Origin of the sequence: Polaromonas glacialis (genome assembly GCF_000709345.1) — a bacterium.
GTDB lineage: Bacteria > Pseudomonadota > Gammaproteobacteria > Burkholderiales > Burkholderiaceae_C > Polaromonas > Polaromonas glacialis.
This window is the reverse complement of the sequence record NZ_KL448323.1, coordinates 3550442-3575786: the sequence shown is the minus strand read 5'-3', so window position 1 is coordinate 3575786 and position 25345 is coordinate 3550442. Positions and strand designations below refer to the sequence as shown.

Sequence of the window (25345 nt, the reverse complement as noted above, 5' to 3'; positions counted from 1 at the left end):
CCCTGGCGGGCTCAGGCCGCCGCGACTTCCCGAACCCGCTCCGGCTGGCGGAACGCCTGCATCAGCGCCGTCCATTGCGGCCGGGCAGCAGCCAGGTGGCGCGCCTTGACATGGCCGTAGCCCTTGATCAGTTCGGGAATCCGGGCGATTTCCACGGCTTGCGCATGGTTCTCAGGCGTCAAGCCGGCCAGCACTTCCTCGATGCTGGCGCGATACTCTTCAATCAGCGCACGCTCTTCCCGGCGCTCGTCGCTGCGGCCAAACACGTCGAAAGGCGTGCCGCGCAGACCCTTGAGCCTGGCCAGCAGCCTGAATCCCGTCAGCATCCACGGGCCGAACTGCTGCTTTTGCAGCTCGCCCTTGTCGTTTTTCTTGGCGATCAGCGGCGGCGCCAAGTGGTAGTTGAGCTTGAAGTCGCCTTCGAACATGGCATTGACCTTGTTCAGGAAACCGGTATCAAGGTGCAGCCGCGCCACTTCGTACTCGTCCTTGTAGGCCATGAGCTTGAACAGATAGCGGGCGACGGCCTCGGTCAGCACGGCCCGGCCCAGCGGCGCTTCGGCGCTTCGCACTTTCTCGACGAAGTCCTGGTAAGTCCGGGCATACGCCGCATTCTGGTAGTCCGTCAGGAAAGCCACGCGCTTGGCCAGCATCTCGGTCAGCGACGGCTTCTTGACAAACTGGATCACCTGCGCGGCCTTGAACAGCGCCTGGACGGATGCCAAGTCATGCGCGCAGCGACGGCCCCATTCAAACGCCGCCTTGTTGTTGTCCACCTGCACGGCGTTGAGTTCGATCGCCCGCATCAGCGCGGCGTGGGACAGCGGCACCCGGCCCTTTTGCCAGGCAAAGCCCAGGATCAGCGGGTTGGTGTAGATCGAGTCGCCGATCAGCTGCACCGCGACCTGCTCGGCATCGAAACTCGCCATGCTTTCCGCTCCCACGGCCGAACGCACGGCGCTTTCGCAGTTGCCGCCCGGAAACTGCCAGCCGGGATTGGTCACGAACGCTGCCGTCGGCGTACCGTGCGAATTCATCGCGACAAAGGTGCGGCCCGGCTGCATGGTGGCCAGCGTGTACGGGCTGGCGGTCACGATCGGATCGCAGCCGATCACCAGGTCGGCTTTTGCCGTATCGACCTTGCTGGTATAGATGGCTTCAGGCCGGTTGGCAATCTGGATGTGGCTCCAGGTCGCGCCGCCCTTTTGCGCCAGGCCCCCCGCGTCCTGCGTGACCACGCCCTTGCCTTCGAGGTGTGCGGCCATGCCCAGCAGCTGGCCGATGGTGATGACGCCGGTGCCGCCCACGCCGCCGACGACGATGCCCCAGGCACTTTCCGCCACCGGCAGCACCGGATCGGGAACCGGCGCAAGGCTGGACAGATCGCCCTTCTTTTCTTTCTTCGGCTTCTTGAGCTGGCCGCCTTCGACCGTCACGAAGCTCGGGCAGAAGCCCTTGACGCAGGAGTAATCCTTGTTGCAGGTGTTCTGGTTGATCTGCCGCTTGCGGCCGAACTCGGTTTCCAGCGGTTCCACCGACAGGCAGTTGGACTGCACCGAGCAGTCGCCGCAGCCTTCGCAGACCAGTTCGTTGATGACGACGCGCTTGGCCGGATCGACCAGCGTGCCGCGCTTGCGGCGCCGGCGCTTTTCGGTCGCGCAGGTCTGGTCGTAGATGATGGCGGTCGTGCCTTTCAGTTCACGGAACTCGCGCTGGAGCTTGTCCAGTTCGTCGCGGTGGAAGACCTCGACGCCCGGCGGCAGGTTGTTGATCAGCTCGGCGTGGCCGGCGCGTGCGGCGCTGCTGTCCAGCGTGTGCGTGCGGCCATGGTATTTCTCGGGCTCGTCGGTGACCACGACCAGCCGGGCCACGCCCTCGGCCCGCAGGCTGTGCGCAATCTGCGCCACCGAATGGCCCTCGGGCCGCTCGCCGACCTGCTGGCCGCCGGTCATGGCCACCGCGTCGTTGTACAAAATCTTGTAGGTGATGTTGACGCCGCTGGCAATGCTCTGACGAATCGCCAGCAGGCCACTATGGAAGTAGGTGCCGTCGCCCAGGTTGGCGAAGATGTGCGGCTCGGTGGTGAAAGCCGACTGCCCAACCCACGGCACGCCCTCGCCGCCCATCTGGGTAAAGGTCGAGGTCGAGCGGTCCATCCAGGTCGCCATGTAGTGGCAGCCGATGCCGGCCACGGCGCGCGAACCTTCGGGCACGCGAGTGCTGGTGTTGTGCGGGCAGCCGCTGCAAAACCACGGCGCGCGCTCGCCAGTTTCCAGCTTGGTTTCAGCCATCGCGCGTTCCCGGGCGTCGATGACGGCCAGGCGGCCCTGCATGCGCGCCACGATGTCGCTGGGCACCCCGAGCTTGGTCAGGCGCTTGGCAATCGCCTTTGCGATGATGGCCGGCGTCAGGTCGGCCTTGGCGCGCAGCAGCCAGTTCTCGCTCGGGTTCGGGCGGCTCCATTCGCCGCCCGACTCGTCGCCCTCGGGCTCGTCGAACTTGCCGAGCACGTTGGGCCGCACATCGGCGCGCCAGTTGTAGAGCTCTTCCTTGATCTGGTATTCGATGACCTGGCGCTTTTCCTCGACCACCAGGATTTCCTGCAGCCCCTGGGCGAAGTCGCGCGTGATCGTGGCCTCCAGCGGCCAGACCACGTTGACCTTGTGCAGCCGGATGCCGAGCTGGTGGCAGGTGTCTTCGTCCAGCCCCAGGTCGGCAAGTGCCTGGCGCGTGTCGTTGAAGGCCTTGCCGCTGGCAATCAGGCCGAAGCGGTCGTTCGGCCCGGCAATCACGTTGTAGTTGAGCTTGTTGGCCCGCACATAGGCCAGCGCCGCATACCACTTGTAGTCCATCAGCCGCGCTTCCTGCTCCAGCGGCGCGTCGGGCCAGCGGATGTGCAGGCCGCCCGGCGGCATCTGGAAGTCCTCGGGAATGATAATCTTCACGCGGTCCGGATCGACCGACACCGAGCTCGACGACTCGACCACTTCCTGGATGGTCTTCATGCCCGACCAGACGCCCGAAAAGCGGCTCATGGCAAAGGCATGCAGCCCCATGTCGAGGATTTCCTGCACGCTGGACGGAAAGAACACCGGCAGGCCGCAGGCCTTGAAGATGTGGTCGCTCTGGTGCGGCGCGGTCGAGCTTTTGCTGATGTGGTCGTCGCCCGCAATCGCGATGACGCCGCCGTGTTTCGCCGTGCCGGCCATGTTGGCATGCTTGAACACGTCAGAGCAGCGGTCAACGCCCGGCCCCTTGCCGTACCAGATGCCGAACACGCCGTCGAACTTGTTGGTCTGCGGGTACAAATCCAACTGCTGCGTGCCCCAGACGGCGGTGGCACCGAGTTCCTCGTTCACGCCGGGCTGGAACACGATGTTCTGCGCCGCCAGGTGCTTTTTAGCCGCCCACAGCGCCTGGTCATAGCCGCCCAGCGGCGAGCCCCGGTAGCCGCTGATGAAGCCGGCGGTGTTCAGGCCGTCGATGGCGTCGCGCGTGCGCTGCAGCATGGGCAGCCGGACCAGCGCCTGCACGCCGCTCATGAAGGCGCGGCCGTGGCCGATCGAATATTTGTCGTCGAGCGTGACGGTTTCCAGCGCTTTGCGGATGTGCTCGGGCAGCGGTGCGTTCATGGTGTTGTCTCCTGCAGTGTTGTCGTGACCCGCCTTGTGGGCAGGTGGTTTTGCCAGCATCAAGCCCGATCAGGCCCACGCTTTGACTTTAGGCAAAAGTGTATGTCCGGCCTTGTGATATGTCTTTGCTTTTTTTGCCTGATTTAGCCAGGATGGCGAAAGATTCTTGCTGCAAAATGGCAAAAATGGAACTACTTGACAAGTTTGACATCGCCATCCTGAACGAGTTGCAGCGCGAGGCGCGGCTCACCAACACCGAACTGGCCTCGCGCGTCGGCCTGTCGGCCGCGCCCTGCTGGCGGCGCGTACGGGCGCTGGAGGAAGCCGGCTTCATCACCGGCTACCGGGCCGAGATCAACCGGCACAAAATCGGCCTGGGCGTGCTGGCCTTTGTGCGGCTGGACGCCGCGCGCAACACCGGCGACGTGCTGCAGACGCTGGAGGAAGCGATCCGCAAGATTCCCGAGGTGGTGAGCTGCCACTACATCAGCGGCACCGGCACGTTCGAGCTGCAGGTGGTCAGCCGCGACCTGAACACCTTCAGCCAGTTTGCCAGAGACGTGCTGATCAACCTGCCCAATGTGAAGGACCTGCACACCAGTTTTTCGCTGGGAGAGGTCAAGGCCGGCGGCGCGCTGCCGCTGGGGCATTTGATGCCGCTTCCAGTCGGAAATTCAAGAAAATAATGGCTTTTGCGCACGATGGGCGTGCGCAAGCAGCTATCAAATTTATAGTAAAAACGAAAAAGCCCGGCCTCCGCAGGAGACCGGGCAACCGGCTGGGCCGGGATCAACTTGTTGTTATTGCCTGGCAACCAGTGGCTTAGCTGCCAATCCGCCCGCCGTCGTTCTTCGTGATCACGATGGTTGCCGAGCGCGGGCGCTTGCCGGCGCCGTAGCCGGCATTGCTGGGCCACTGGCTGGTGTACTTGGCCGGGTCGGCAATGTCGGCCATCTTCGTGCCTTCGCCCGGGTGCTGGATGTTGATGAACATCGCCTTGCCGTCGGGCGTTTCGCACAGTCCGGTGATTTCGCACTCCTTCGCGCCGACCAGGAAACGCTTGAGCTTGTCGGCGCCCGGCGCCTTGCCCACGTAGGTGTCCACATTGAGCGCGCTGCCGTCGGTCTTGGTATAGGCCAGTGTTTTCTTCGCGCCATCGCCCACGGTGCCCGGCAGGGATGCCAGCATCATGCAATTGGTCACGTCGGTGTAGGCGCCGTCGTCGGTCTGGATCCACATGATGCCGGTGGACGGGCTGAAGACCAGGCCGTCGGGGCTGGAAAAATCCTGGTCAGCGGTCAGGCTGGACAGGTTGACCTTGCCCGCGTCGGCGCCCGATTCGGCGCCAAACACATACACGTCCCAGCTGAAGGTGAGGGCTGCGTTGCCCGCCGCCGCTTCCTTCAGGCGCAGGATGTGGCCGTTCGGGTTGCCGTTCTGGGCGGTGGTGCCGTTCTTGGTGTCGGTATAGACGCGCGGGTTGGCGCTGTCGGGTGCCTGCTGGCTGCTGCTCGCGTTGACATTGCGGTTGCTATTGTTGGTCAGGGTGAAATAGATTTCACCGTTGGCCACGTTGGTTGAGCACCACTCGGGCCGGTCCATCTTGGTGGCACCCACCGCATCGGCGGCCAGGCGGGCATTGACCAGCACATCGGCCTGGTCGGCAAACTTGTAGCCGGCATAGGCGGCAATGGCGCTGTTGCTGATCGACAACTCGACCCAGTCGCCCTTGCCATCGCTGTTGAACTTGGCCACGTAAAGCTTGCCGCTGTCCAGGTATTTGTCGCCAGTGGTCACGCGGTCGGTTGGATTCGCGTCGGCGGCAGCCCAGCTGGCGGCAGATACGAACTTGTAGATGTACTCGCCTCGCGAGTCGTCACCCATGTAGACAGCCAGCGGCTGGCCGGCGACCGGCTTGCCGAAAGCGGCGCTCTCGTGGGCAAAGCGGCCGAGCGCGGTGCGCTTGCGGGCGGTCTTGGTTTTGTCGTAGGCGTCCAATTCGACGATGTAGCCGAAGGTGTTGAGTTCGTTGCGGTAGTCGGCGGACGCGGCGCCCGCGCCCTGGCTGATGTTCCAGCGGGCGTACTTGTCATCGGTGCCGGCTGATTCCCAGCCGTGGCGGCTGGCGGCGGCGGCATTGCGGCCGTAGCGCTTGAGCGCGGCCACGCTTTTGTCATTGCGAACGGTGTCGTCAGTAGCGTTTCGAAAGAAATAGCCGGACCAGTTTTCCTCGCCTGTCAAAAAGGTGCCCCATGGGGTTTTGCCGGTGCCGCAGTTGTTCAGCGTGCCACGAGCCTTGGTGCCGTCAAGCGAATACTTCGTCACCATCAGCGCATTGCCGCGGGCCGGTCCGTTGATCTGGATATTGGTGCTGAGCGCGGTGAGGCGGAAGTTGAAGGCCGAAGCGGGAACGGTGGCCCACTTGCCGCTGGTGTTTTTCACTTCGACGACCGAGACGCCATGAATCGCGGTTTCCTTGTCTACTTCGGCGGCCGGACGCGGCAGCGTGGAAGTGCCGCCATTGGCATGCAGGAAAAAGGAACTGAGCTTTTCGTCGGTGGTGGCTTCGTGGTTCATGGCCAGCAGGCCACTGGCGATGGCGATGGCAGAAGGCTTGCCATCGGCGCCGAGGCCGAACCATTCCATGCCGTCATGGTGGTCGCCGGCACGGGTTTCAAAGTCGGCGTCGGTGCCGTCGTTCTTGTAGGCCGGGGTGGCGGCAGTGAGTGGGTCGCCCAGCGCATACAGCACGCTGGCGGTGTAGCCAGCAGGCACCGTCACGACATCCAGCATGCTTTTGGCCACGGCGGAAAAACCCAGCAGGGTTTCCGTGGGGGCTGGCGCAGGCGTCACGGCCGGGTCATCATCACCGCCGCCGCAACCCGCCAGGGCCAGGCCGCCCAGCAGGCTGGTGCCTACCGTGCCGACGCTGCCGCGCAGCAATCCGCGACGGCTCAGGCGCGCCTGCAGCACGCTGTCGAATGTCGGATTGGGCGAAGTGTTGGAATTTTCGTCGTTGAAATCGATCAGGGTCGTCATCGTGTGTCCTCGGTTGGATCAGGTGGTTAGCCCGCTGAGCGTAGGTCGGCACGATGACAGGACCGTGAAGAAATCATGACAATTTGGTGACGCGGCCCGCCGGCACGCAGGCAGGATGCACCTGCGCAAAAGCCTTTAGTCGCGCACGCAGCGCGCCACCAGCGGCGGCGGCTGCAGATACTGCAGCGCCGCCTCCCGTCCGCCCGCGCCCATTCCGAACTCGGCGCGCAGGCGCGGGTTGCTGTAGACCGTCTGCGCGCCCTGGCCGCCGGCATCGCGCAGCAGCACGTCGTCGCCGCGCGCGCCTTTGAGCACGGCGGTGTCATTGACAAACCTGACAGTGAACTGCAGGCCCTGCTCGCAGCGGTACACCGGGGTTGATGCGGTGGCCGGCGGCCCGCCACCTGTGAGGCCGGCGCAACCGGCCAGTGCCGCGACGCCTGCCAGCAGCATCCATGACGCCATGCGTTTGCCCAAAATCTTGTTCATGTTCGTGTCTTTCAATGTTGTTTAGGCCACAGCGCCCACAGCCGCAGCGGCTGGTTGACGCGCGAGGCCAGCTGGCCGGCATCGATGCCGGTGCCGGCGAAATAATCGGCCCGCACGGCGCCAACGATGGCGCTGCCGGTGTCCTGCGCCAGCACCAGCTTTTGCAGGCTGGCGGCGGCGCCGCGCGAGGCCAGCCAGACCGGCGTGCCATAGGGAATGCTGCCCGGATCGACGGCAATCGAGCGGCCTGGTGTCAGCGGCACGCCCTGCGCGCCCTTGGGGCCGAAGCCGGCGTCGAAGTCGCTCAGCGGCTGCTCCTGGAAAAAGGTGTAGCGCGGGTTGCTCCAGAGCATCTGCTGTACGCGCTGGGGGTTTCTGAACGCCCAGGCCTTGGTCGATTCGACCCAGGGCGCAACCATCTTGCCCTCGCCCTGGTCGAGCAACCACTGGGTCACGCTGCGAAAAGGCTGCTCGTTGGAGCCGGCATACGCCACCCGGACGACGCGCTGGGAACCATCAAGCTCGGTGATATTCAGCCTGCCCGAACCCTGGATGTGCAGCGACATCACCTCGACCGGGTCGTCCACCCAGGCAATCTCGCGACCCCGCAGCGCAGAGCGCGCCTCGGGCAGGGTGTCAATTTCCTGGCGCGAAAACCACGGCTTGCGGCTGCCCAGCGTGGCCGGCGTGCGGTACACCGGCACCTCGTAGCCGCTGCCCGGCCGGCGGCTGGCCCTGAGCACCGGCTCGTAGTAGCTGGTCAGCAAGCCCTCAGCGCTTCCCTGCAGGGATTCGACGCGGTAGGGCTGGAGCCGGGCGACCATCCAGGCGCGCTGCTCCTGGCTCGACGCAATGCTCAGGCGCCGGACTTCGCCGCACAGCGGGGCAAACACCGGGCCGGGGCGCTCGCAGCTCTTGATCCAGGCATTCCAGGCTTCAAACAGCGAATCTTCCTCAAAACCCGGCAATTCGGACCACTGGACCGGCACCCAGCGGCTTTTCTGCAGAAGCCGGGGCGGCGGCAGCGGCCCCGCATCGCCCGGACGCACGCCGGCCGGAACCGGCGCGCCGCCTGGCGTGGACATGGGCGGCAAAGGCACGCTGGTGCAGGCGGCCAGAAAGGCGGCGATGGCGATAATCGACGCCTTGCGCCATGACGGCCTTAACGGACTTAACCCCCTTGGCCGCTTGAGGCTTGCTGCCGCTTTCCAGGAACCAATCATGGCCTTACTGTTACTTGAAGCGCTGGGTGCGCTGCTGCTGCTGGTATTCATTGTGTGGTGGACGATGTTTTCGGGCCGTGAAAAGGGCGAACTGAAGGACAAATCGGCGCGCGCGCCAGACCCGGAGGAAGAAAAGAAATAAACCGCATCGGCTACAGATTGCGCAGCAGATTGGCCAGCTCGACCGCCGACTTGACGCCCATTTTCTCAAAAACCCGGGCGCGGTGCACTTCGACGGTCCGCACGCTGATGTCGAGCTGGTCAGCCACCAGCTTGTTCGGCAGTCCTTCGACCACCAGTTGCATCACCGCGCGCTCGCGCTCGGTCAGGCTGTCCTGCTGGGCGCGCAGGCCGGTGGCCTGGCTGTGCTGGACCAATGCGGCGGCCGACTGGGCCAGCGCCTGCTCGATGCGGTCAACCAGCGCGTTGTCGGAAAACGGTTTTTCAAAAAAATCGAAGGCGCCGCGCTTGACCGAATCGACGGCGGTCGGCACGTCGGCATGGCCGGTCAGGAAAATCACCGGCAGGGTCGGCAGCAGGCCGTAGGCGATCAGCTTTTCAAACATCGCCAGCCCGCTGAGCCCGTTCATTCGCACATCGAGCAGCACGCAGGACGGCGAGCGCACCTCGAAGCCGTGCGACACCCGGTCGTCAAAGGCTTCGCCGCTGGCAAACGACTCGCTGGGCAGCCGCCGGGAGCGCAGCAGCCAGGCCAGCGCGTCGCGCACGCCCTTGTCGTCGTCAACGATGTAGACGGTGGCATTGTGAATCGGTTCCATGTCAGCTTTCTCCGGGCGTGTTCTGCATTGCGGCCCCGGCTGCCGGCGAAGCAGCGGCCACCGGCAGGGTAAAACTGAAAATGGTACCTTGCGGCTGAACGCTTTCATAGCCGAGAAAGCCGCCATGCTGCTCGATCACGGTGCGGCACAGGCTCAGGCCCAGGCCCATGCCTTCCCTCTTGGTCGTGAAAAAAGGCGTGAACAGCTGCCGGGCCACCTCGGCGGAAATACCTTCGCCCTGGTCGCTCACGGCGAATTCGACCCACTGGCTGTGCGCATTGGAGGCGGCCGGCCGGATGCGCAAGGTCAGCACTTTTTCGGGCTGCAGCGATGCTGGCAGTGCGGTTTCGGCATCGTTGCCGCACTGCATGGCCTGCATGCCGTTGCGCGCCAGGTTCAGCAGCACCTGTTCGACCATGGTGCGGTCGCACAGCACCGGGGGGCAGGTTTCATCGACTTCCAGGCTGATGCGCACGCCCAGCTTGCGCGCCTGCAGGATCACCAGCGGCATGATGGCGTCGAGCAGCGCGCGCGGCTCGACCGCCTCGCGCACCCGCTCGCTGCGGCGCACAAAGTCATGCACGCTCTTGATCACCTTGCCGGCGCGCTCGGCCTGCTCGGCAATGCGGCGCATCGCCAGCCGCAGGTCATCTAGCAGGGCCGGCGCATCGGGCGCTTGATCGCCCGCTGACGCATCCGCCAGAAGGTTGAGCGAGCCGGTGGCATAGCTGGAAATGGCCGCCAGCGGCTGGTTCAGCTCGTGGCTGAGCAGCGACGCCATTTCGCCGACCATGGCCAGCCGGGCGCTGGCCTGCAGCCGGTCCTGGCTGGCGCGCGAGATTTCCTCGGTGCGGCGCTGCTCGCTGACATCGAGGATGGCGCTCATCCAGCCGGTGTGCTTGCCTACCGCATTGATCAGCGGCGCCTCCATGATGAGCACCGGAAACCGGGTGCCGTCCTTGCGCATGAAGACCGACTCATGCCCCTCCCGGGGCAGGTGATTGCCGGCCAGGCGCATTTCCTGGCGGCGCTGGTAGACGCCCGCCAGTTCGGGCGGCCAGTAGGGCGAGGGCATGCTCTGGTTGAGCAGTTCGCGGGCCTCGGCCCCGACCATTTTGCAAAAGGCCGGGTTGACATAGGTGATGCGCCCCTGCAGGTCCCGGGCGCGCAGGCCCGTCAGCAGCGAGTTTTCCATGGCCTTGCGAAAGGCCAGCGCCTCGCCCAGGTCGTTCTCGGCCTGCAGGCGCCGCCGCATGTCCCGGCCCAGCAGGAACAGCACGACGAGCAAGGCCAGCGCCATCGCCGTGACCAGCGCCGTCAGGACATTGGGGAACAAAGCCGGGGTGCCGAGCCGGCTTTCCATGCGGACCACCATCGTGCTGCCCGGCAGGTCGAGCAACTGGCGGGCGACGAAGGTCCGGCTTCCGCGCGCCGGTGTCCCATGCATGGCCAGGCGCGTTCCGTCGGCCTCGGTCAGGGACAGTCCGACGCGCTGCGACAGCGGCCGGCTGACCAGTTCGCTCAGCAGGCCTTGCAGCGAATAGGTGACCACGGCATAACCCGTCAGACGGCCCGATTCCATGACGGGCAGGCAGGCATCGCTCACCTCCAGGCCCAGTCCATCGACTTGCGGCAAAAAATAGCTGACCGAATAGGCCGGGCCGCTCATGCGGCGGGCAGCGCTGCATACCATGGCGACATCGGCCTGCACGCTGCCGCGCTGGATTTGCTCGAACACGGATTTGCGAAACGGTGTCTCGACAAAACCCTTCACGCCCAGGGCTTCGTCGCGCCACTCCAGCCGCTGCATTTCCCGGCGCTCGTGCAGCAACTGGCCTGCGGACAGCTGCCACTCCTGCACACTGCGCTCTCGGGCATGCAGAGCCTGGATCGCCTGAAGGTTGCGGTTCAGGCCGGAGCGGATGTCGGTCACGGCCTGCGCCGCATTGTCCTCAAGCCGGGTTTGCACCAGGCTTGACTCGTAGCGTCCGGCCAGCCAGATCAGCAGCCCCATCAGGGCCGTCACCAGCGCAAGCAGCAGAAGCCACAGGGAAACGCGCCGGCTGACCCAACCGTCAATCCAGGACGATTTCAACGCCATCGGCTCATAGCACCCGGTGGTTCAGCGCGGGCAGGCGCTGGCGAACCTCCTGCAGCCGGCCGGCGTGCAGTTCGCTCATGACCACGCCAGGCCCCTCGGCCTGCTCGGCCAGAATCTCGCCCCAGGGACCGACCACCATGCTGTGGCCCCAGGTGCGGCGTCCGTTCTCGTGAACGCCGCCCTGCGCGGCCGCCACCACGTAGGCCAGGTTTTCAATCGCCCGGGCGCGCAGCAGCAGCTCCCAGTGCGCCTGGCCGGTGATGTAGGTGAAGGCGCTGGGCACCAGCAGCACATCGGCCTTCAGGGCGCGGTACAGCTCGGGAAAGCGCAGGTCGTAGCAGACGCTCAGGCCGACCGTGTAGCTGTGGCCGTCGCGCGATGCCAGCTCGAAGCGCACCGGCTGCGTGCCGGGGTCGAGCACGCGGGTTTCGTCATGCTCTTCCTCGCCCTGGGCAAACCTGAACAGGTGGATCTTGTCATAGCGCGCAACGCAGGCGCCCGAGGGTGCATAGGCCAGAGAGCTGTTGCGCGCACGGCCGGCATCGCCGGTGGCCGTGGGCAGCGTGCCGCCCACAATCCACATCCCCAATTCGCGCGCCGAGCGGCTCAAAAAGTCCTGGATCAGGCCGCTGCCGGCCTGCTCCCGGACCTTGAGCTTGTCGGTGTCCTTCAGGCCCATGACGCAGAAATATTCGGGCAGGACGGCCAATTCGGCGCCCTGCCCGGCCGCCTGGGCCAGCAGCAGTCGCGCCGCGTCCAGGTTGGCCTGCACGCCGGTGCCTGAAACCATCTGAATGGCAGCTATTTTCATGGTCAACGTGTCTCCGGGGTTGCTTCGGCCGCCTGGGCTTTTGCCCGCGCCTTGCGGTCAACCTTGGTGATTATGGGGTCGTACCAGCTTCCGTCAATCTGGAATTCCTGCGTGGCCGCCTCCATCAGCGGACGGCGCAGGAACATCTGTGCCAGAAAGCTCCCCAGGCCGACCACCGGATTGATGGCGGTGGCAATCAGCGAAGCCGTTCCGGCATTGATCTCGGGCACCACGACCACCTTGAGGCTCTGCGTTTCATCGGCAATGCCGGCGCGGCCTTCCATCAGCACGGCGGCATTGACGCCGCTCATCTGCAGGTTGTTGGTCTGCGCCACGCCGCGCCGTATCGTCACATCGCCGCGAATGAAGTCAAAGGCGAAACCCTGCGAGAACACATCGCGGAAGTCCAGCGTCAGCCGGCGCGGCAAGGACTGCAGGCTGAGCACGCCCAGCAGCTTGGCGATGCCCGGGTCGGCCTTCATGAACTGGCCGGACGCGACGTCCACATGGAATTCCCCGCTCAGGCTCGGATAGTCCAGGCTCAGCGGCGAACCCATCCAGGCGACCTGCCCTTGCAGCGTTCCCTTGCCGCGCCGGATCACGCCCTTCATGCCGAAACGCCCGAGCAACTCGCCCGAATCGGCAATCTCCAGCCTGAAGTCCATGCTGGCCCGGCGGCGCTCGTTCAAAGGCCGTGCGGCCCGGGAACCGGCGGGCAGGGCCGCCCAGTTGCCGGTGGCGGTCAGCACGGCCTCGGGCAGGATGACATTGAACTTGTTCAGCCGCCACTCGCGCACGCCGCCCTCGGCCTGCGCCCCGACCCGGTTGATCGCCTCGATTTCGACCCGGCCCAGCTTCTTGCCGCGCAGTTCCAGGTCTTCGACCACGATGTCGAGCGCCGGAATGCTGGCGGGCTGCTCGTCGAGGATTGCCTCGACCTCGCTGGCCTCGCTGGCGGCCAGGCTCAGGCGGGCAAGCCGCGCAAAAACGCGTCCGGCGCCCTGCGCGCCGGGCTGGCGAAACTCCAGGTAGCCGCCCAGCTCGTCGGCGTCGATGTTGGCGCGCCAGTTCAGGCCGTCGCGGCTCGCGCCAGCCACCACGTTGTGCAGGCTGCGCCCCTGCGCCTTCAGCTCCTTGGCGCGTATCGCCATCACGTTGGGCAGGTAGCCCATGGCGTCGGCCAGCCCGGCCGGCGCGCTGGCGGCCGGCTGGGCCACGCTGGCGCCGGTGGCCTGGCCCAGGATGACTTCCCAGGCATCCAGGTCCAGCACCGGCAGGTTGACATGGGCGCCCACGCCGTTTTCCGGCGCCGGCGTCGATTCGCCGGCGTCCAGCCCCACGGCTATGCTGCCCCGGACCACGCGCGCGCCGCTGCCGCTGAGGTCGCGCAGGTAACTGATGGCCGCAACCCGACCGATGCTGAGCGACAGCTGGTCCTGCAGCCTCTGGCCGGCGTCCATCGAACTGGCCACCAGCTGACTTTCAAAGCGCAGCGGCAAGGCCGCTTCGGCCGTCTTGGCCAGCGGCGCCGGCAGGTTCAGCGCCATGCCCTGCAGGCTGCTCGACACCATGACCTCGGGCATGCCCTGCCGGAACCCCAGCGTGGCGCTGTAGGCGGTGCTGCCGCTGATGTGCGCGGCCACGCCGGGCGCCAGCCCGAGTTCCGTTGCCTGGCGCAGCCCGTCGGCGGTCACCGTGCCCTGCGCCTTGAAGGCGACGCTGGTTCTGGGACCGGCGGCTGGCGCCAGCGACCGTGTTCCGCCGTCGATCCGGACCTCGCCGCCGAGCAGCCGCGCCTGCGCGCCGGCCACGCTGAAACCCTGGTCGGTCACGTTCACCACGCCCTTGACCTGGCTGAGCAGCGGCGCCTGCGCAAGGAAGCGCAGGTCATTGCCCGGCAGCGTCACCGTGCCCTCGACGGTTGATTTGTCGATGTCGTCGATCGGCAGGCGCAGGCGAAAACGGTAGTCGGCTGCGCCGCTCGCGGTTGCGCCCGCCAGGGCATGCTCCGTCATCGCGCCAAGGGGCGAGGTGTTGACAAAGCCCAGCGCATCCGACAGGGCGCCCTTGACGTCCACCGCCACCTCCACCGCCGGCTGGTGTTCAAGGTCGGCGATGCGCGCCTCGCCCTTGAGCAGTTGCAGGCCCGGCAGGCCGGCGACCTTGCCGCTGGCGACCTTGATGTCCAGCGAAGCCCGGCTGAACAGCAGTTCGCCGTTCAGTTCGGTCAGCGCCGGCCAGGGCGCGGCGCCGGGCGGCTGCAGCGCCTTGGGAACGTAGACAAGATGCCCGTTGCGCACTTTCGCCGAAACCTGGAACTCCCCCAGCGCCGCATCGGCAAACGGAAGGTGCCAGACCGGCCCCTTGACCTTGAACTTCACGTCGCTGACCTGTCCCTTGACCACCGCACCCTGCACATAGTGGCGAACTTCGTCGCCCAGCACCAGCGGCAGGTAGCGGTGTACCCGGCTGCCGTCGCCCCGGCTCAGGCTGCCCTGCAGGTCCAGGATGCCGGGAAAGCGGCGGTCGGCCGATTCGCCGGCTTCGGGCGGGCCGGCGCTAGCGTCATCGGTGCGCCAGCGGACCTGCGCCTGGCCCTGCGCGTCGGCATTTTCAAACTTCAGGTCGCGCAGCTGCAGGTCGATCTTTTCGCCCGCGCTTTTCCATTGCGCCTGCACCGACAGCTGGTCCAGCGGCAGCCGGGATTCTTCAAAAATCCCGGGCAGGTCGAGCGCGCCTTTGACCATCTTCACGCCGGCCTGACCGCCATCCTGCGTGAGATTGAAGTCGACTGTGGCGCCGCTCAGGCCGGGCCGCCCGGGAACCGCCTGCGCGCCGCTGCCCGCCGCTGCGCCGGAGGCAGCGGTGGCGGCCGGCAGCGCGGCAACGCTCAAATCGGCCACGCGGCCCTTGGCGGCAAAGGCCGACGGGCCGTCGAGCGGCCCCTGCCAGCGGGCGTCCAGTGTTTCCACCAGCCCCCGGGGCGCCAAAGAAGCCACCAGCGCGTGCGCCGACGGCTCCAGCGGCAGGCGGCCGGCAATCCGGGCCAGCGCGGCCAGGTCCAGCCGGTCAGCCTTGAGCGTCGTGTGTGCGGGCGTTGCGCGTGACCCGCTGGCATGCGCCAGCGCCAGGTTGCCGCCCGGCCACTGCAGGCCGTCCCGGGTGCTGAACTGCAGGCCCTCGGTGCTGAAGTCGAATCCGCCAGCATGCTGGCTTGCCGCCACGCGCCCGGCCAGGGTGTTGAAGGCCAGCGGCTCCAGTTTGGCGCCCAGCCGGGCATCGACATCGCGCAGCGCGACATCGACCAGCGCGCCGGTGACTTTTCCCTTGCTGACGTCGGACCAGGCGCGCAGCGCGCCCTGCCCCCGGTTCAGCGCGATGCCGAGCTTTTCCAGGCCGGCGTACTGCTGGACGCGGGACACATCGACCCGGGAAAACTCGCCATACACCTGTCCGCTCCAGTTCAGGAAATCGCCGCTGCGCCGCGACAGCAGCGGCTGCCGGAAGATCGCCCGCAGGCTGAAGCGCTCGCCCCATTCGGCCGGCGGCGTCGCGTCCAGCCGCATCAGGTGGCGGTGCCGGCCGTTGCGCATCACCGCGTCCACCTGGCCCAGGGCCAGCGGCGGCGCCGGCCGCATCTCGTCGGTCCAGCGCAAGGTGCCGCCGCGCACGACAAATTCGGTCTGCGAAAACAGCCAGTCGGCCACCGCGCTGTGGCCGGTCTCGGTGTCTTTCGAGACATCCAGGCCACCGACAAAGATCTTGCCGTCGGCAGCGCGGCGAATATCGACTTCGGGCCGCTCGATCACCAGTTGCTCGAAGCCAAGCCCCCACAGAGAGGAAGGGGAAAGCGCGCCCAGCACATGCGGCAGGCGCACCGCCTCGCGCCCGTGGGCATCGAGCAAAACCACGTCATGCAGCTCGAATGAGGGCATCGCGCCCAGCGATTTTCCGGTGATGCGGCCGATGCGCACCGGCACGCCGAGCGCTCGGCTGGCCTGGGCTTCCAGCTGCGGACGGAACTCGGCAATTCGCGGCACAATCCAGCCGTGCAGCACCCCCCAGCTCAGGCCGAACAGCAGCCAGGCCGTGGCCACCAGCCAGAGCAGGCCGCGCAGGGCCACGGCAATCCATCGCAGGCGCCGGGACGGCGGGGATGGCAGGGCGGGGGAAGCGGACGGGCTGATGGGGATGGGCTCCATTGACCCGAGAATTATGACCGCCGACGGTTTGGCCGGCCGGCGCAGAACCACGAAGTTTGTGAAGTAGTGTTGTGATGACTGATTCCTCGACTGGCTGTCCAATAACCCTCGTTCCCGCAGGGCCGACCCCCACCGATTCCTCGCCGGATGCCGCGTCTTATTCTCGCTATGTCCAGCGCATTCGCCGCCGCTATGCCGAGCAGATGCCGCTGCTGGCCGACGGCGCGCCGCTGCGCCCGGCGATGCAGGCCACGCTGGACGCGCTGCTGGCCGGCGGACTGGACACCGGCGCGGCGCTGCGCGTGCTGCGACAGCTGGTCCTGGAACGGCTGGCGGTGCTGGACTGTGAAAAAGCCCCCACGCTCCCCACTTTGTGTGGTTCGCTGCCCCCCGAGGGGGCCGCCCCGCCTGCGGCCTGGCAAAGCCAGTTCCGCGACGGGAACTTGCAGGGCGACGGTGCCGACACGCTTGTCGCTTCTTCTGATGCTCTGCCCCCTCTGCAGGCTGGTTCGCTGCCCGCCGGCGTGCCGGCCGTGGGCGTTGCGCTGCAGGTCATCACCGGCGCCATGACCGAGTTGGCCGAACTGGCGCTCGACGTGGCCATGCGGCACTCCCGGGCGGCGCTCGATGAACAGCACGGCGCGCCCCGGGCCAGCGGCGGTGGACCGGCGCGGATGTGGGTGGTCGGCATGGGCAAGCTGGGCGCGCGCGAACTCAATGTGTCCAGCGACATCGACCTGATCTATGTCTATGACCACGACGGCGAGACCGCCGGCCGCCTTGACGGCCGGGGGCAGATTTCCAACCACGAGTATTTCGCGCGCCAGGTCCGGGCGGTGTTCAGCCTGATCGGCGATGCGACCGAGCACGGCTTTGTGTTCCGGGTGGACCTGGCGCTGCGGCCCAACGGCAACTCCGGTCCGGCCGCCGTCTCGCTCAGCGCACTGGAGGAATACTTCCAGGCGCAGGGCCGCGAATGGGAGCGCTTTGCCTGGCTCAAGAGCCGGGTCGTCGCGCCGTTTGAGAGCGTCAAGGACGGCTCGGCGCAGGCCTTGCGCGGCGCGGTGCTGCCGTTTGTCTTTCGCCGCTACCTCGACTACAGCGTGTTCGATGCGCTGCGCGTGCTGCACCGGCAGATCCGCGAGCATGCGGCCAAGCGCTGCGCCGGCCATCCGGAACGCGCCAACGATGTGAAGATGTCGCGCGGCGGCATCCGCGAGATCGAATTCACCGTGCAGGTGCTGCAGGTGGTGCGCGGCGGGCAGTTCCCCGAGCTGCGCACCCGCTCCACGCTGGAGGCGCTTGAGCGCGTCGCGCATGCCGGCCTGATGCCGCAGGACACCGCCGACGCCATGGCCCGGGCCTACGAATTCCTGCGCCGCGTCGAGCACCGCATCCAGTACCTGGACGACCAGCAGACGCATGTGCTGCCAACCCGCGACGACGACCTGGCCTGGATTGCCGCCACCATGGGTTATGCCAACTCCTGCCTGTTCCTGCATGACCTGGACACGCACCGCGAACTGGTCGCCGGCGAATTCGACATCCTGCTGGGCGGCCAGCCCGAATGCAAGGGCAAGGGATGCCGCAAGGGCGCCTCGCCGGCCCAGCAGCTCGACGACCTGCTGGAGCAGCTGCCGTCCGACTGGCCGGTGCTGTTCAGGAGCCGGCTGGCCGCATGGCACCAGCATCCGCGCATCCTGGCGCTGCGCGAGGATTCGCGCGCGCGCCTGAGCCGCCTGGTGCAGCTGACCGCCCAGTGGCTGATCGAAGGCCGGGTGAGCGAAGAGGCGGCGCTGCGGCTGATCGACTGGATCGAGCCGCTGCTGCGGCGCGAGAGCTACCTGGCGCTGCTGATGGAGCGCCCGTCGGTGCATGAACGGCTGCTTCGGCTGCTCGGCGCGGCCAAATGGCCGGCGCGCTACCTGATACAGCACCCCGGCGTGATCGACGAACTCGCCAGCGACGAGCTGATGCATGAGCGCTTTGACGCCAGCGCCTTTTCCCGGGACCTGCAGCAGCGCCTGGCGTCGCTGCGGCGCACCGGCGAGGATGACGAGGAAACCTGCCTGAGCCTGCTGCGCCGCGCCCACCATGTCGAGGTGTTCCGCACCCTGGCGCGCGATGTCGAGGGCGTGCTCACCGTCGAGCAGGTCGCCGACGACCTGAGCGCGCTGGCCGAGGTGATCCTGGACACCACCGTGCACTGGTGCTGGCAGCACCTGAAAAGCCGCCACCGCGAAAACCCGCGCTTCGCCATCATTGCCTACGGCAAGCTGGGCGGCAAGGAACTGGGCTACGGCAGCGACCTGGACATTGTCTTTGTCTATGACGACGACGACGAGCGCGCGCCCGAGGTGTATGCCGGCTTCGTGCGCAAGCTGATCAACTGGCTGACCCTGAAGACCGCCGAAGGCGACCTGTACGAGATCGACACCGCGCTGCGGCCCAACGGCAATTCCGGCCTGCTGGTCACGCCGTTCGAGGCCTATGCCAACTACCAGCAGCGGCGCGGCAGCAACACCGCCTGGACCTGGGAACACCAGGCGATGACGCGCGCCCGCTTCGTGCTGGGCAGCGCGTCGCTGCGCCAGCGCTTCGACGAGGTGCGCCGGGCGGTGATCACCGCGCCGCGCGACCCGCAGGCGCTGAGCCGCGAAATCGTCGAGATGCGCCTGAAAGTGCGCGGCGCGCACCCGGTCCGGGGTGGCAAGTTCGATGTTAAGCACAGCCCCGGCGGCATGGTCGATGCCGAATTCGCGGTGCAGTTCCTGGTGCTGTCGCAGGCCGCGCAGCACCCCGAGCTGGTTGACAACGTCGGCAACATCGCGCTGCTGCAACGCGCCGAAACCGCCGGCCTGCTGCCCGACGGCGTCGGCCAGCGCGCCGCCATCGCCTACCGCGAACTGCGGCGCGTGCAGCACCGCGCGCGCCTGAACGAAGAGCCGACGCAGGTCATGCCGCCGGCCCTGCAGGCCGAGCAGGCCGCCATCCTGGCGCTGTGGGAGGCGAGCTTCAAGACGGTGTAAGGAATGTGGCTGGCTAGCCCTGGCCTGAACCGGGGTTCACGGCAGGGTCATGCGCCGCCTGCACAATCAGCAGTTTTGCAACGTGCGCAGCAACGGCAGGATAGCAAGGCATGAAGACGTTAAACAATGACCGAGGTCACGCAGCAGCGGCAGCGCTGTTGGCGATGGCCGGCGCACTGGTCCTGGCGGGCTGCGCTGCCCTGCCCGCGCCGCCTGCCGTGTCCGCGCCCGTCCCGCCGCAGTGGCAGGCGGCCCTGCCGCACCAGGGATCGCTAAGCGACCTGGGCCAGTGGTGGCAGCTGCAGGGCGACCCGCTGCTGGCCGAACTGGTGGCCGCCGCGCAGGCCGTCAGCCCGACGGTGGCCTCCAGCCGCTCGCGCATCGAGCAGGCGCGCGCCGCCCGGGTGGCCGCCGGCGCCGCCCTGCTGCCGTCGCTCGACGCCTCGGCCAGCCTGAGCCGGGGCCGCTCGCAGCAGGCCAGCGCCGAAGGATTGGTGCCGGTGGTCACCACCACGCAGGCCGGGCTGCAGGCGGCCTGGGAGCTGGACCTGGCGGGCGGCAACCGCGCCGGACTGGATGCCGCGACGCAGCGCCTGCTGGGCGCCGATGCGCGGTGGCACGAAGCCCGCGTGTCGGTGGCCGCCGAAACGGCCAACCAGTATTACAGCCTGCGCGCTTGCCGTGAACTGGCTGGCGTGACGCGGCTTGACGCCGACTCGCGCCAGGAAACCGCGCGCATCTCCAGCCTGAGCCGCGAGGCGGGCTTTACCGCGCCCGCCACCGACGCCCTGGCGCGGGCCAGTGCCGCCGAGGCGCGCGGCCGGAGCACGCGCCAGGCGGCGCTGTGCGAGCTGGACCTGAAGGCGCTGGTCGCCCTGAGCGGTCTCGCCGAGCCCGATTTAAGGCAAAAACTGGCTCCTGCGCAGGTGCAGCAGGCGCAAGCAGCTATGTTTTCAGTAGCACTCATTCCCGCCGAAGTGCTGGCACAGCGGCCTGACGTGTTCAGCGCCGGGCGCGACGTGGCGGCGGCCAGCGCGGATGTCGGCAGCGCGCAGGCGGCGCGCTACCCGGCGCTGGGGCTGAGCGGCGCCATCGGCCTGGCCGGCCTGCGCGCCGGCGGCAGCAGCGTCACGCTGGACACCTGGACCATCGGCCCGCTGGCCCTGAGCCTGCCGCTGTTCGACGGCGGCCGGCGCGCCGCCAACGCCGACGCCGCGCAGGCGCGCTACGCCGAAGCCGCCGCGCTGTACCGCGCCAGCGTGCGCCAGGCGGTGCGCGAAGTCGAGGAAGCGCTGGTCACGCTGCAAAGCACCGGCGCGCGCCAGGCCGATGCGCAGGCGGCGGTGGACGGCTACACCGCCGCCTTCACCGGCACCGAAGCGCTGTACAACAACGGGCTGGCCAGCCTGCTGCAGCTTGAAGACGCCAGGCGCACCCTGCTGGCGGCGCAAATCAACCGCGTGACGCTGGCGCAGGAGCGCCAGGCCGCCGGCGTCGCGCTGTACCGGGCGCTGGGCGGCGGCTGGACGCCGGCGCTGGCGCCGCTGCAGGCCACGGCCGACGCGCCCTAGCGGCGGGCTTATCCGCTCTCTTTTTTAGCATGTGGCAAGACCTCACATCCTTCCGCCATTCCGCGCAGGCGGGAATGGCGATGTGAACGCCTGCCCCGGCCCTTATCCTGGTTTTCCTGATTTTCCTGACTGACTGTCCACCATGAACAAACCCACCACCAAGTCCGTCATCGTTGCCGCCATTGCCGTGCTGGCGGTCGCTGCCGGCGCTTACTACTTCCTCGCGCCCGGCCGGCAGGCGGCGGCGAAGCCGGCCCAGGCCGCGCCCAAGCCCGCCCTGACCGTCACGGCCGAAACGCCGCAAACCACCCGCCTGCCGATCCGGCTGGTGGCCAACGGCAACATCGCCGCCTGGCAGGAAGCCGTCATCGGCGCAGAGTCGGCCGGCCTGCGGCTGACCGAGGTGCGCGCCAACGTCGGCGACGTGGTCAAGGCCGGGCAGGTGCTGGCGACGTTCTCAACCGACAGCGTGCAGGCCGACGTGGCGCAGGCACGCGCCAGCCTGCTCGAAGCCCAGGCCAACGCCGCCGACGCCGCCGCCAACGCCGAGCGCGCGCGCAGCCTGCAAAGCTCGGGCGCGCTGAGCGCGCAGCAGATCAACCAGTACCTGACGCTGGAAAAAACCGCCAGGGCGCGCGCCGAAGCCGCGCAGGCCGTGCTCGGCGCGCAACAGTTGCGCGGCCGGCAGACGCAGGTGCTGGCGCCCGACAGCGGCGTGATCTCTGCGCGCACCGCCACCGTGGGTTCCGTCGTCGGCAGCGGCGCCGAACTGTTCCGCATGATCCGCCAGGGCCGGCTGGAGTGGCGCGCCGAAGTCACCTCGGCCGAACTGGGCCGCATTGGCGTCGGCACGCCGGTCAGCGTGGTGCCGGCCAGCGGCGGCGAGTTGAAGGGCCGTGTCCGCATGGTCGCGCCCAGCGTCGATCCGCTGACGCGCTCCGCGCTGGTGTATGTCGATCTGCCCTCGGCTGCTGCCAAAGGCTCGACCGCCAGGGCCGGCATGTTCGCGCGCGGCGAATTTGAACTCGGCGCGACCGACGCCCTGACCGTCCCCCAGCGCGCGCTGGTCGTGCGCGACGGCTTCAACTACCTGTTCCGGCTGGGCGAGGGCAACCGCGTCACCCAGCTCAAGGTGCAGACCGGGCGGCTGGCCGGCGAGCGCGTCGATGTGGTGTCTGGCCTGCCGGCAGATGCGCGCATCGTTGTCAACGGCGCGGGTTTCCTGAACGATGGCGACTTGGTTCGTGTTGTCCAGGAAAATGAGTCAAAACAGGCGTCTCCGCAAGCTGCACCTGCATCAACAGCTATTAAAAACGGAGCAACGCCATGAACGTCTCCTCCTGGTCCATCAAGAACCCGATTCCGGCGGTGATGCTGTTCGTGCTGCTCACGTTTGGCGGCATGCTGTCGTTCAACGCCATGAAGGTGCAGAACTTTCCCGACATCGATTTGCCCACGGTCAGCGTCTCGGCCTCGCTGCCGGGCGCGGCGCCCGCGCAGCTGGAGACCGAGGTCGCCCGCAAGCTGGAGAACTCGATCGCCACGGTGCAGGGCCTGAAACACATCATGACCAAGGTGCAGGACGGCAGCGTGAGCGTCACCGCCGAATTCCGGCTTGAAAAGCCGGTGCAGGAAGCGGTGGACGACGTGCGCTCGGCCGTGGCGCGCGTGCGCTCGGACCTGCCCGCCGACCTGCGCGACCCGGTGGTCAGCAAGGTCGAACTGGCCGGCCAGCCGATTTTGGCGTTCACGATTGCCTCAACCCGCATGGACGCCGAGGCGCTGTCGTGGTTTGTTGACAACGACATTGCGCGCAAGCTGCTGGCCGTGCGCGGCGTCGGCGCAGTGAATCGCGTCGGCGGCGTGACGCGCGAGGTGCGCGTGGCGCTGGACGCCTCCAAACTGCAGGCGCTGGGCGCGTCAAGCGCCGACATCTCGCGCCAGCTCAAGCAGGTGCAGACAGAGAGCGCCGGCGGCCGCACCGATTTAGGCGGCAGCGAGCAACCGGTGCGCACGCTGGCCACGGTCAAGTCGGCGCAGGAACTGGGCGCGCTGCAACTTGCCCTGAGCGATGGCCGCAGGATTCGCCTGAGCGACGTCGCCACCGTCAGCGACACCGTGTCCGACCCGCGCTCGGCCGCGCTGCTCGACGGCAAGCCGGTGGTGGGTTTCGAAGTTTCCCGCAGCCGGGGCGAGAGCGAAGTCACCGTCGGCGCGGCGGTGCAGGCGGCATTGGCCGACCTCAGGCTTCAGCACCCCGACCTGGTGCTGACCGAAGCCTTCAATTTCGTCAAGCCGGTGGCCGAAGAATACGAAGGCTCGCTGGCGCTGCTGTACGAAGGCGCCATTTTGGCGGTGCTGGTGGTGTGGCTGTTTTTGCGCGACTGGCGGGCCACCTTTGTCTCGGCGGTGGCGCTGCCGCTGTCGGTGATTCCGGCCTTCATCGGCATGTATCTGCTGGGGTTTTCGATCAACACCGTCAGCTTGCTGGCGCTGTCGCTGGTCATCGGCATCCTGGTCGATGATGCGATCGTCGAGGTAGAGAACATCGTGCGCCACCTGCGCATGGGCAAGACGCCCTACCAGGCGGCGATGGAGGCGGCCGACGAGATCGGGCTGGCGGTGGTCGCCACGACCTTCACGCTGGTCGCGGTGTTCTTGCCGACGGCCTTCATGAGCGGCATTGCCGGCAAGTTCTTCAAGCAGTTCGGCTGGACGGCGGCGCTGGCGGTCGTGGCCTCGCTGGTGGTGGCGCGGGTGCTGACGCCGATGATGGCGGCGTATATCCTGAAACCCATCGTTGGCGAGCACAAGGAGCCCGGCTGGCTCAAGGTGTACATGCGCGCGGCCGGCTGGTGCCTGAAGCATCGCGTGGTCACGATGGTCATGGCGACACTGTTTTTTGTCGGCTCCATCGCGCTGATTCCGCTGCTGCCGACCGGTTTCATCCCGCCCGACGACAACTCGCAGACGCAGGTTTACCTGGAGTTGCAGCCCGGCAGCAGCCTGAAGCAGACCGAAGCGGCGGCCGAGCAGGCGCGGCTGATGATTTCAAAGGTCGAGCATGTGCGCAGCGTCTACACCACGATTGGCGGCGGCACGGCGGGCAGCGACCCGTTCGCCGGCTCGGGCGCGGCCGAAACCCGCAAGGCCACGCTGACCGTGCTGCTGAGCGAACGCGGCGACCGGCCGCGCAAGCAGGGCATTGAAAACAAGATGCGCAGCGCGCTGGAACAACTGCCCGGCGTGCGCAGCAAGGTCGGCCTGGGCGGCTCGGGCGAGAAATACATCCTGGTGCTCACCAGCGAAGACCCGCTGGCGCTGGGCGCCGCCGCGCGCGCGGTGGAAAAGGACTTGCGCACCATTCCCGGCCTGGGCAACGTGGCGTCGAGCGCCAGCCTGATCCGCCCCGAAATTGCCGTGCGGCCCGACTTCGCGCGCGCCGCCGACCTGGGCGTGACCAGCGCCGCGATTGGCGAAACCCTGCGCATCGCCACGCTGGGCGACTACGACGTGGCGCTGCCCAAGCTCAACCTGTCCGAGCGTCAGGTGCCCATCGTGGTGAAACTGGCCGACGCGGCGCGCCAGGACCTGAGCGTGCTGGAGCGCCTGTCGGTGCCCGGCGCCCGGGGGCCGGTGATGCTGGGCCAGGTCGCCACGCTGGAGATCGCAAGCGGCCCGGCCATCATCGACCGCTACGACCGCTCGCGCAACGTCAACTTCGAGATCGAGCTGTCGGGCCTGCCGCTGGGCGACGTGACGAAGGCGGTGCAGGAACTGCCCACCGTGAAGAACCTGCCGGCCGGCGTGAAGGTGGTGGAAATCGGCGACGCCGAGGTCATGGGCGAGCTGTTCGCCAGTTTTGGCCTGGCGATGCTGACCGGCGTGCTGTGCATCTACATCGTGCTGGTGCTGCTGTTCAAGGACTTCCTGCACCCGGTGACGATTCTGGCGGCGCTGCCGCTGTCGCTGGGCGGCGCTTTTGTGGGCCTGTTGATCGCCGACAAGAGCTTTTCGATGCCGTCGCTGATCGGCCTGATCATGCTGATGGGCATCGCCACCAAGAACTCGATCCTGCTGGTCGAATACGCCATCGTCGCCCGGCGCGGCCACGACGGCAGCGACGGCCATCCGGTGGTCGCAGGCATGGGCCGGCTCGATGCGCTGCTGGACGCCTGCCACAAGCGCGCCCGGCCCATCATCATGACCACGCTGGCCATGGGCGCGGGCATGCTGCCGATTGCGCTGGGCTTTGGCGCGGCCGATTCGAGCTTTCGCTCACCGATGGCGGTCGCCGTGATCGGCGGGCTGATCACCTCGACGGTGCTGAGCCTCTTGGTGGTGCCGGCGGTGTTTACTTATATGGATGATCTGGAGGGGTTTATTCGGCGGATGGCGGGGAAGGTTCGGGGGAAGCCGGTTGAGGCAAAGACTGGGCGGGCGGCGGATGTGACGCCGTGAGTTATTCG

13 protein-coding genes are annotated in these 25345 nt (G+C 67.3%); 5 read left to right on the top strand and 8 right to left on the bottom strand.

What is annotated here, in order from left to right:
• Positions 1–11: 11 nt before the first annotated feature.
• The gene (locus EC86_RS0117545) at positions 12–3632 is read right to left on the bottom strand and encodes an indolepyruvate ferredoxin oxidoreductase family protein (protein ID WP_029527118.1); all 3621 of its coding nucleotides are present in this window, start codon (positions 3630–3632) and stop codon (positions 12–14) included.
• A gap of 185 nt (positions 3633–3817) precedes the next feature.
• Between EC86_RS0117545 and EC86_RS0117540 the strand changes: the two genes are divergently transcribed.
• Positions 3818–4318 (top strand): Lrp/AsnC family transcriptional regulator, encoded by a 501-nt coding sequence (locus tag EC86_RS0117540; RefSeq protein ID WP_029527117.1) that lies wholly within the window; start codon positions 3818–3820, stop codon positions 4316–4318.
• Positions 4319–4454: 136 nt separating this feature from the next.
• On the opposite strand, the gene EC86_RS0117535 is transcribed toward EC86_RS0117540, so the two are convergent.
• From EC86_RS0117535 to EC86_RS0117500, 7 genes are all read right to left on the bottom strand, one after another.
• Positions 4455–6671, bottom strand: coding sequence for a PhoX family protein (locus EC86_RS0117535; protein ID WP_029527116.1), 2217 nt, complete (start codon positions 6669–6671; stop codon positions 4455–4457).
• 135 nt (positions 6672–6806) lie between these two features.
• Positions 6807–7160, bottom strand: a complete 354-nt coding sequence (locus tag EC86_RS0117530) for a hypothetical protein (RefSeq protein WP_029527115.1) — start codon at positions 7158–7160, stop codon at positions 6807–6809.
• Between the two features lie 11 nt (positions 7161–7171).
• The gene (mltA, locus tag EC86_RS0117525; RefSeq protein ID WP_029527114.1) at positions 7172–8434 is read right to left on the bottom strand and encodes a murein transglycosylase A; all 1263 of its coding nucleotides are present in this window, start codon (positions 8432–8434) and stop codon (positions 7172–7174) included.
• A 101-nt stretch (positions 8435–8535) separates the two neighbouring features.
• Positions 8536–9162, bottom strand: coding sequence for a response regulator transcription factor (locus EC86_RS0117515; protein ID WP_029527113.1), 627 nt, complete (start codon positions 9160–9162; stop codon positions 8536–8538).
• 1 nt (position 9163) lies between these two features.
• Positions 9164–11257: a two-component system sensor histidine kinase NtrB gene (locus EC86_RS0117510; RefSeq protein ID WP_408633908.1), complete on the bottom strand. Its 2094-nt coding sequence runs from the start codon at positions 11255–11257 to the stop codon at positions 9164–9166.
• A 10-nt stretch (positions 11258–11267) separates the two neighbouring features.
• Positions 11268–12074, bottom strand: coding sequence for a carbon-nitrogen hydrolase family protein (locus EC86_RS0117505; RefSeq protein ID WP_029527110.1), 807 nt, complete (start codon positions 12072–12074; stop codon positions 11268–11270).
• 2 nt (positions 12075–12076) lie between these two features.
• Positions 12077–16276 (bottom strand): YhdP family protein, encoded by a 4200-nt coding sequence (locus EC86_RS0117500; RefSeq protein ID WP_036772340.1) that lies wholly within the window; start codon positions 16274–16276, stop codon positions 12077–12079.
• Between the two features lie 74 nt (positions 16277–16350).
• On the opposite strand from EC86_RS0117500, the gene glnE reads away from it, so the two are divergent.
• The 4 genes from glnE (at position 16351) to EC86_RS0117475 (ending at position 25337) form a co-directional block, all read left to right on the top strand.
• Positions 16351–19305 carry a bifunctional [glutamate--ammonia ligase]-adenylyl-L-tyrosine phosphorylase/[glutamate--ammonia-ligase] adenylyltransferase gene (glnE, locus tag EC86_RS0117495; RefSeq protein ID WP_029527107.1) on the top strand — a complete coding sequence of 985 codons (2955 nt, stop codon included), beginning with the start codon at positions 16351–16353 and terminating at the stop codon, positions 19303–19305.
• A gap of 164 nt (positions 19306–19469) precedes the next feature.
• Positions 19470–20876 (top strand): efflux transporter outer membrane subunit, encoded by a 1407-nt coding sequence (locus EC86_RS0117485; RefSeq protein WP_198026850.1) that lies wholly within the window; start codon positions 19470–19472, stop codon positions 20874–20876.
• 142 nt (positions 20877–21018) lie between these two features.
• On the top strand, positions 21019–22206 hold the full coding sequence (locus tag EC86_RS0117480) for an efflux RND transporter periplasmic adaptor subunit (protein WP_029527105.1): 1188 nt from the start codon (positions 21019–21021) through the stop codon (positions 22204–22206).
• Positions 22203–25337: an efflux RND transporter permease subunit gene (locus tag EC86_RS0117475; RefSeq protein WP_029527104.1), complete on the top strand. Its 3135-nt coding sequence runs from the start codon at positions 22203–22205 to the stop codon at positions 25335–25337. The genes EC86_RS0117480 and EC86_RS0117475 overlap by 4 nt, the downstream gene beginning before the upstream one ends.
• The last annotated feature ends 8 nt before the right edge of the window (positions 25338–25345 follow it).

Bases quoted from the DNA above. Each gene is read 5' to 3' on its own strand.
- EC86_RS0117545 (WP_029527118.1), bottom strand. From the start codon at position 3,632: ATGAACGCACCGCTGCCCGAGCACATCCGCAAAGCGCTGGAAACCGTC.
- EC86_RS0117540 (WP_029527117.1), top strand. From the start codon at position 3,818: ATGGAACTACTTGACAAGTTTGACATCGCCATCCTGAACGAGTTGCAG.
- EC86_RS0117535 (WP_029527116.1), bottom strand. From the start codon at position 6,671: ATGACGACCCTGATCGATTTCAACGACGAAAATTCCAACACTTCGCCC.
- EC86_RS0117530 (WP_029527115.1), bottom strand. From the start codon at position 7,160: ATGAACAAGATTTTGGGCAAACGCATGGCGTCATGGATGCTGCTGGCA.
- mltA (WP_029527114.1), bottom strand. From the start codon at position 8,434: ATGAATACCAGCAGCAGCAGCGCACCCAGCGCTTCAAGTAACAGTAAG.
- EC86_RS0117515 (WP_029527113.1), bottom strand. From the start codon at position 9,162: ATGGAACCGATTCACAATGCCACCGTCTACATCGTTGACGACGACAAG.
- EC86_RS0117505 (WP_029527110.1), bottom strand. From the start codon at position 12,074: ATGAAAATAGCTGCCATTCAGATGGTTTCAGGCACCGGCGTGCAGGCC.
- EC86_RS0117500 (WP_036772340.1), bottom strand. From the start codon at position 16,276: ATGGAGCCCATCCCCATCAGCCCGTCCGCTTCCCCCGCCCTGCCATCC.
- glnE (WP_029527107.1), top strand. From the start codon at position 16,351: ATGACTGATTCCTCGACTGGCTGTCCAATAACCCTCGTTCCCGCAGGG.
- EC86_RS0117485 (WP_198026850.1), top strand. From the start codon at position 19,470: ATGGCCGGCGCACTGGTCCTGGCGGGCTGCGCTGCCCTGCCCGCGCCG.
- EC86_RS0117480 (WP_029527105.1), top strand. From the start codon at position 21,019: ATGAACAAACCCACCACCAAGTCCGTCATCGTTGCCGCCATTGCCGTG.
- EC86_RS0117475 (WP_029527104.1), top strand. From the start codon at position 22,203: ATGAACGTCTCCTCCTGGTCCATCAAGAACCCGATTCCGGCGGTGATG.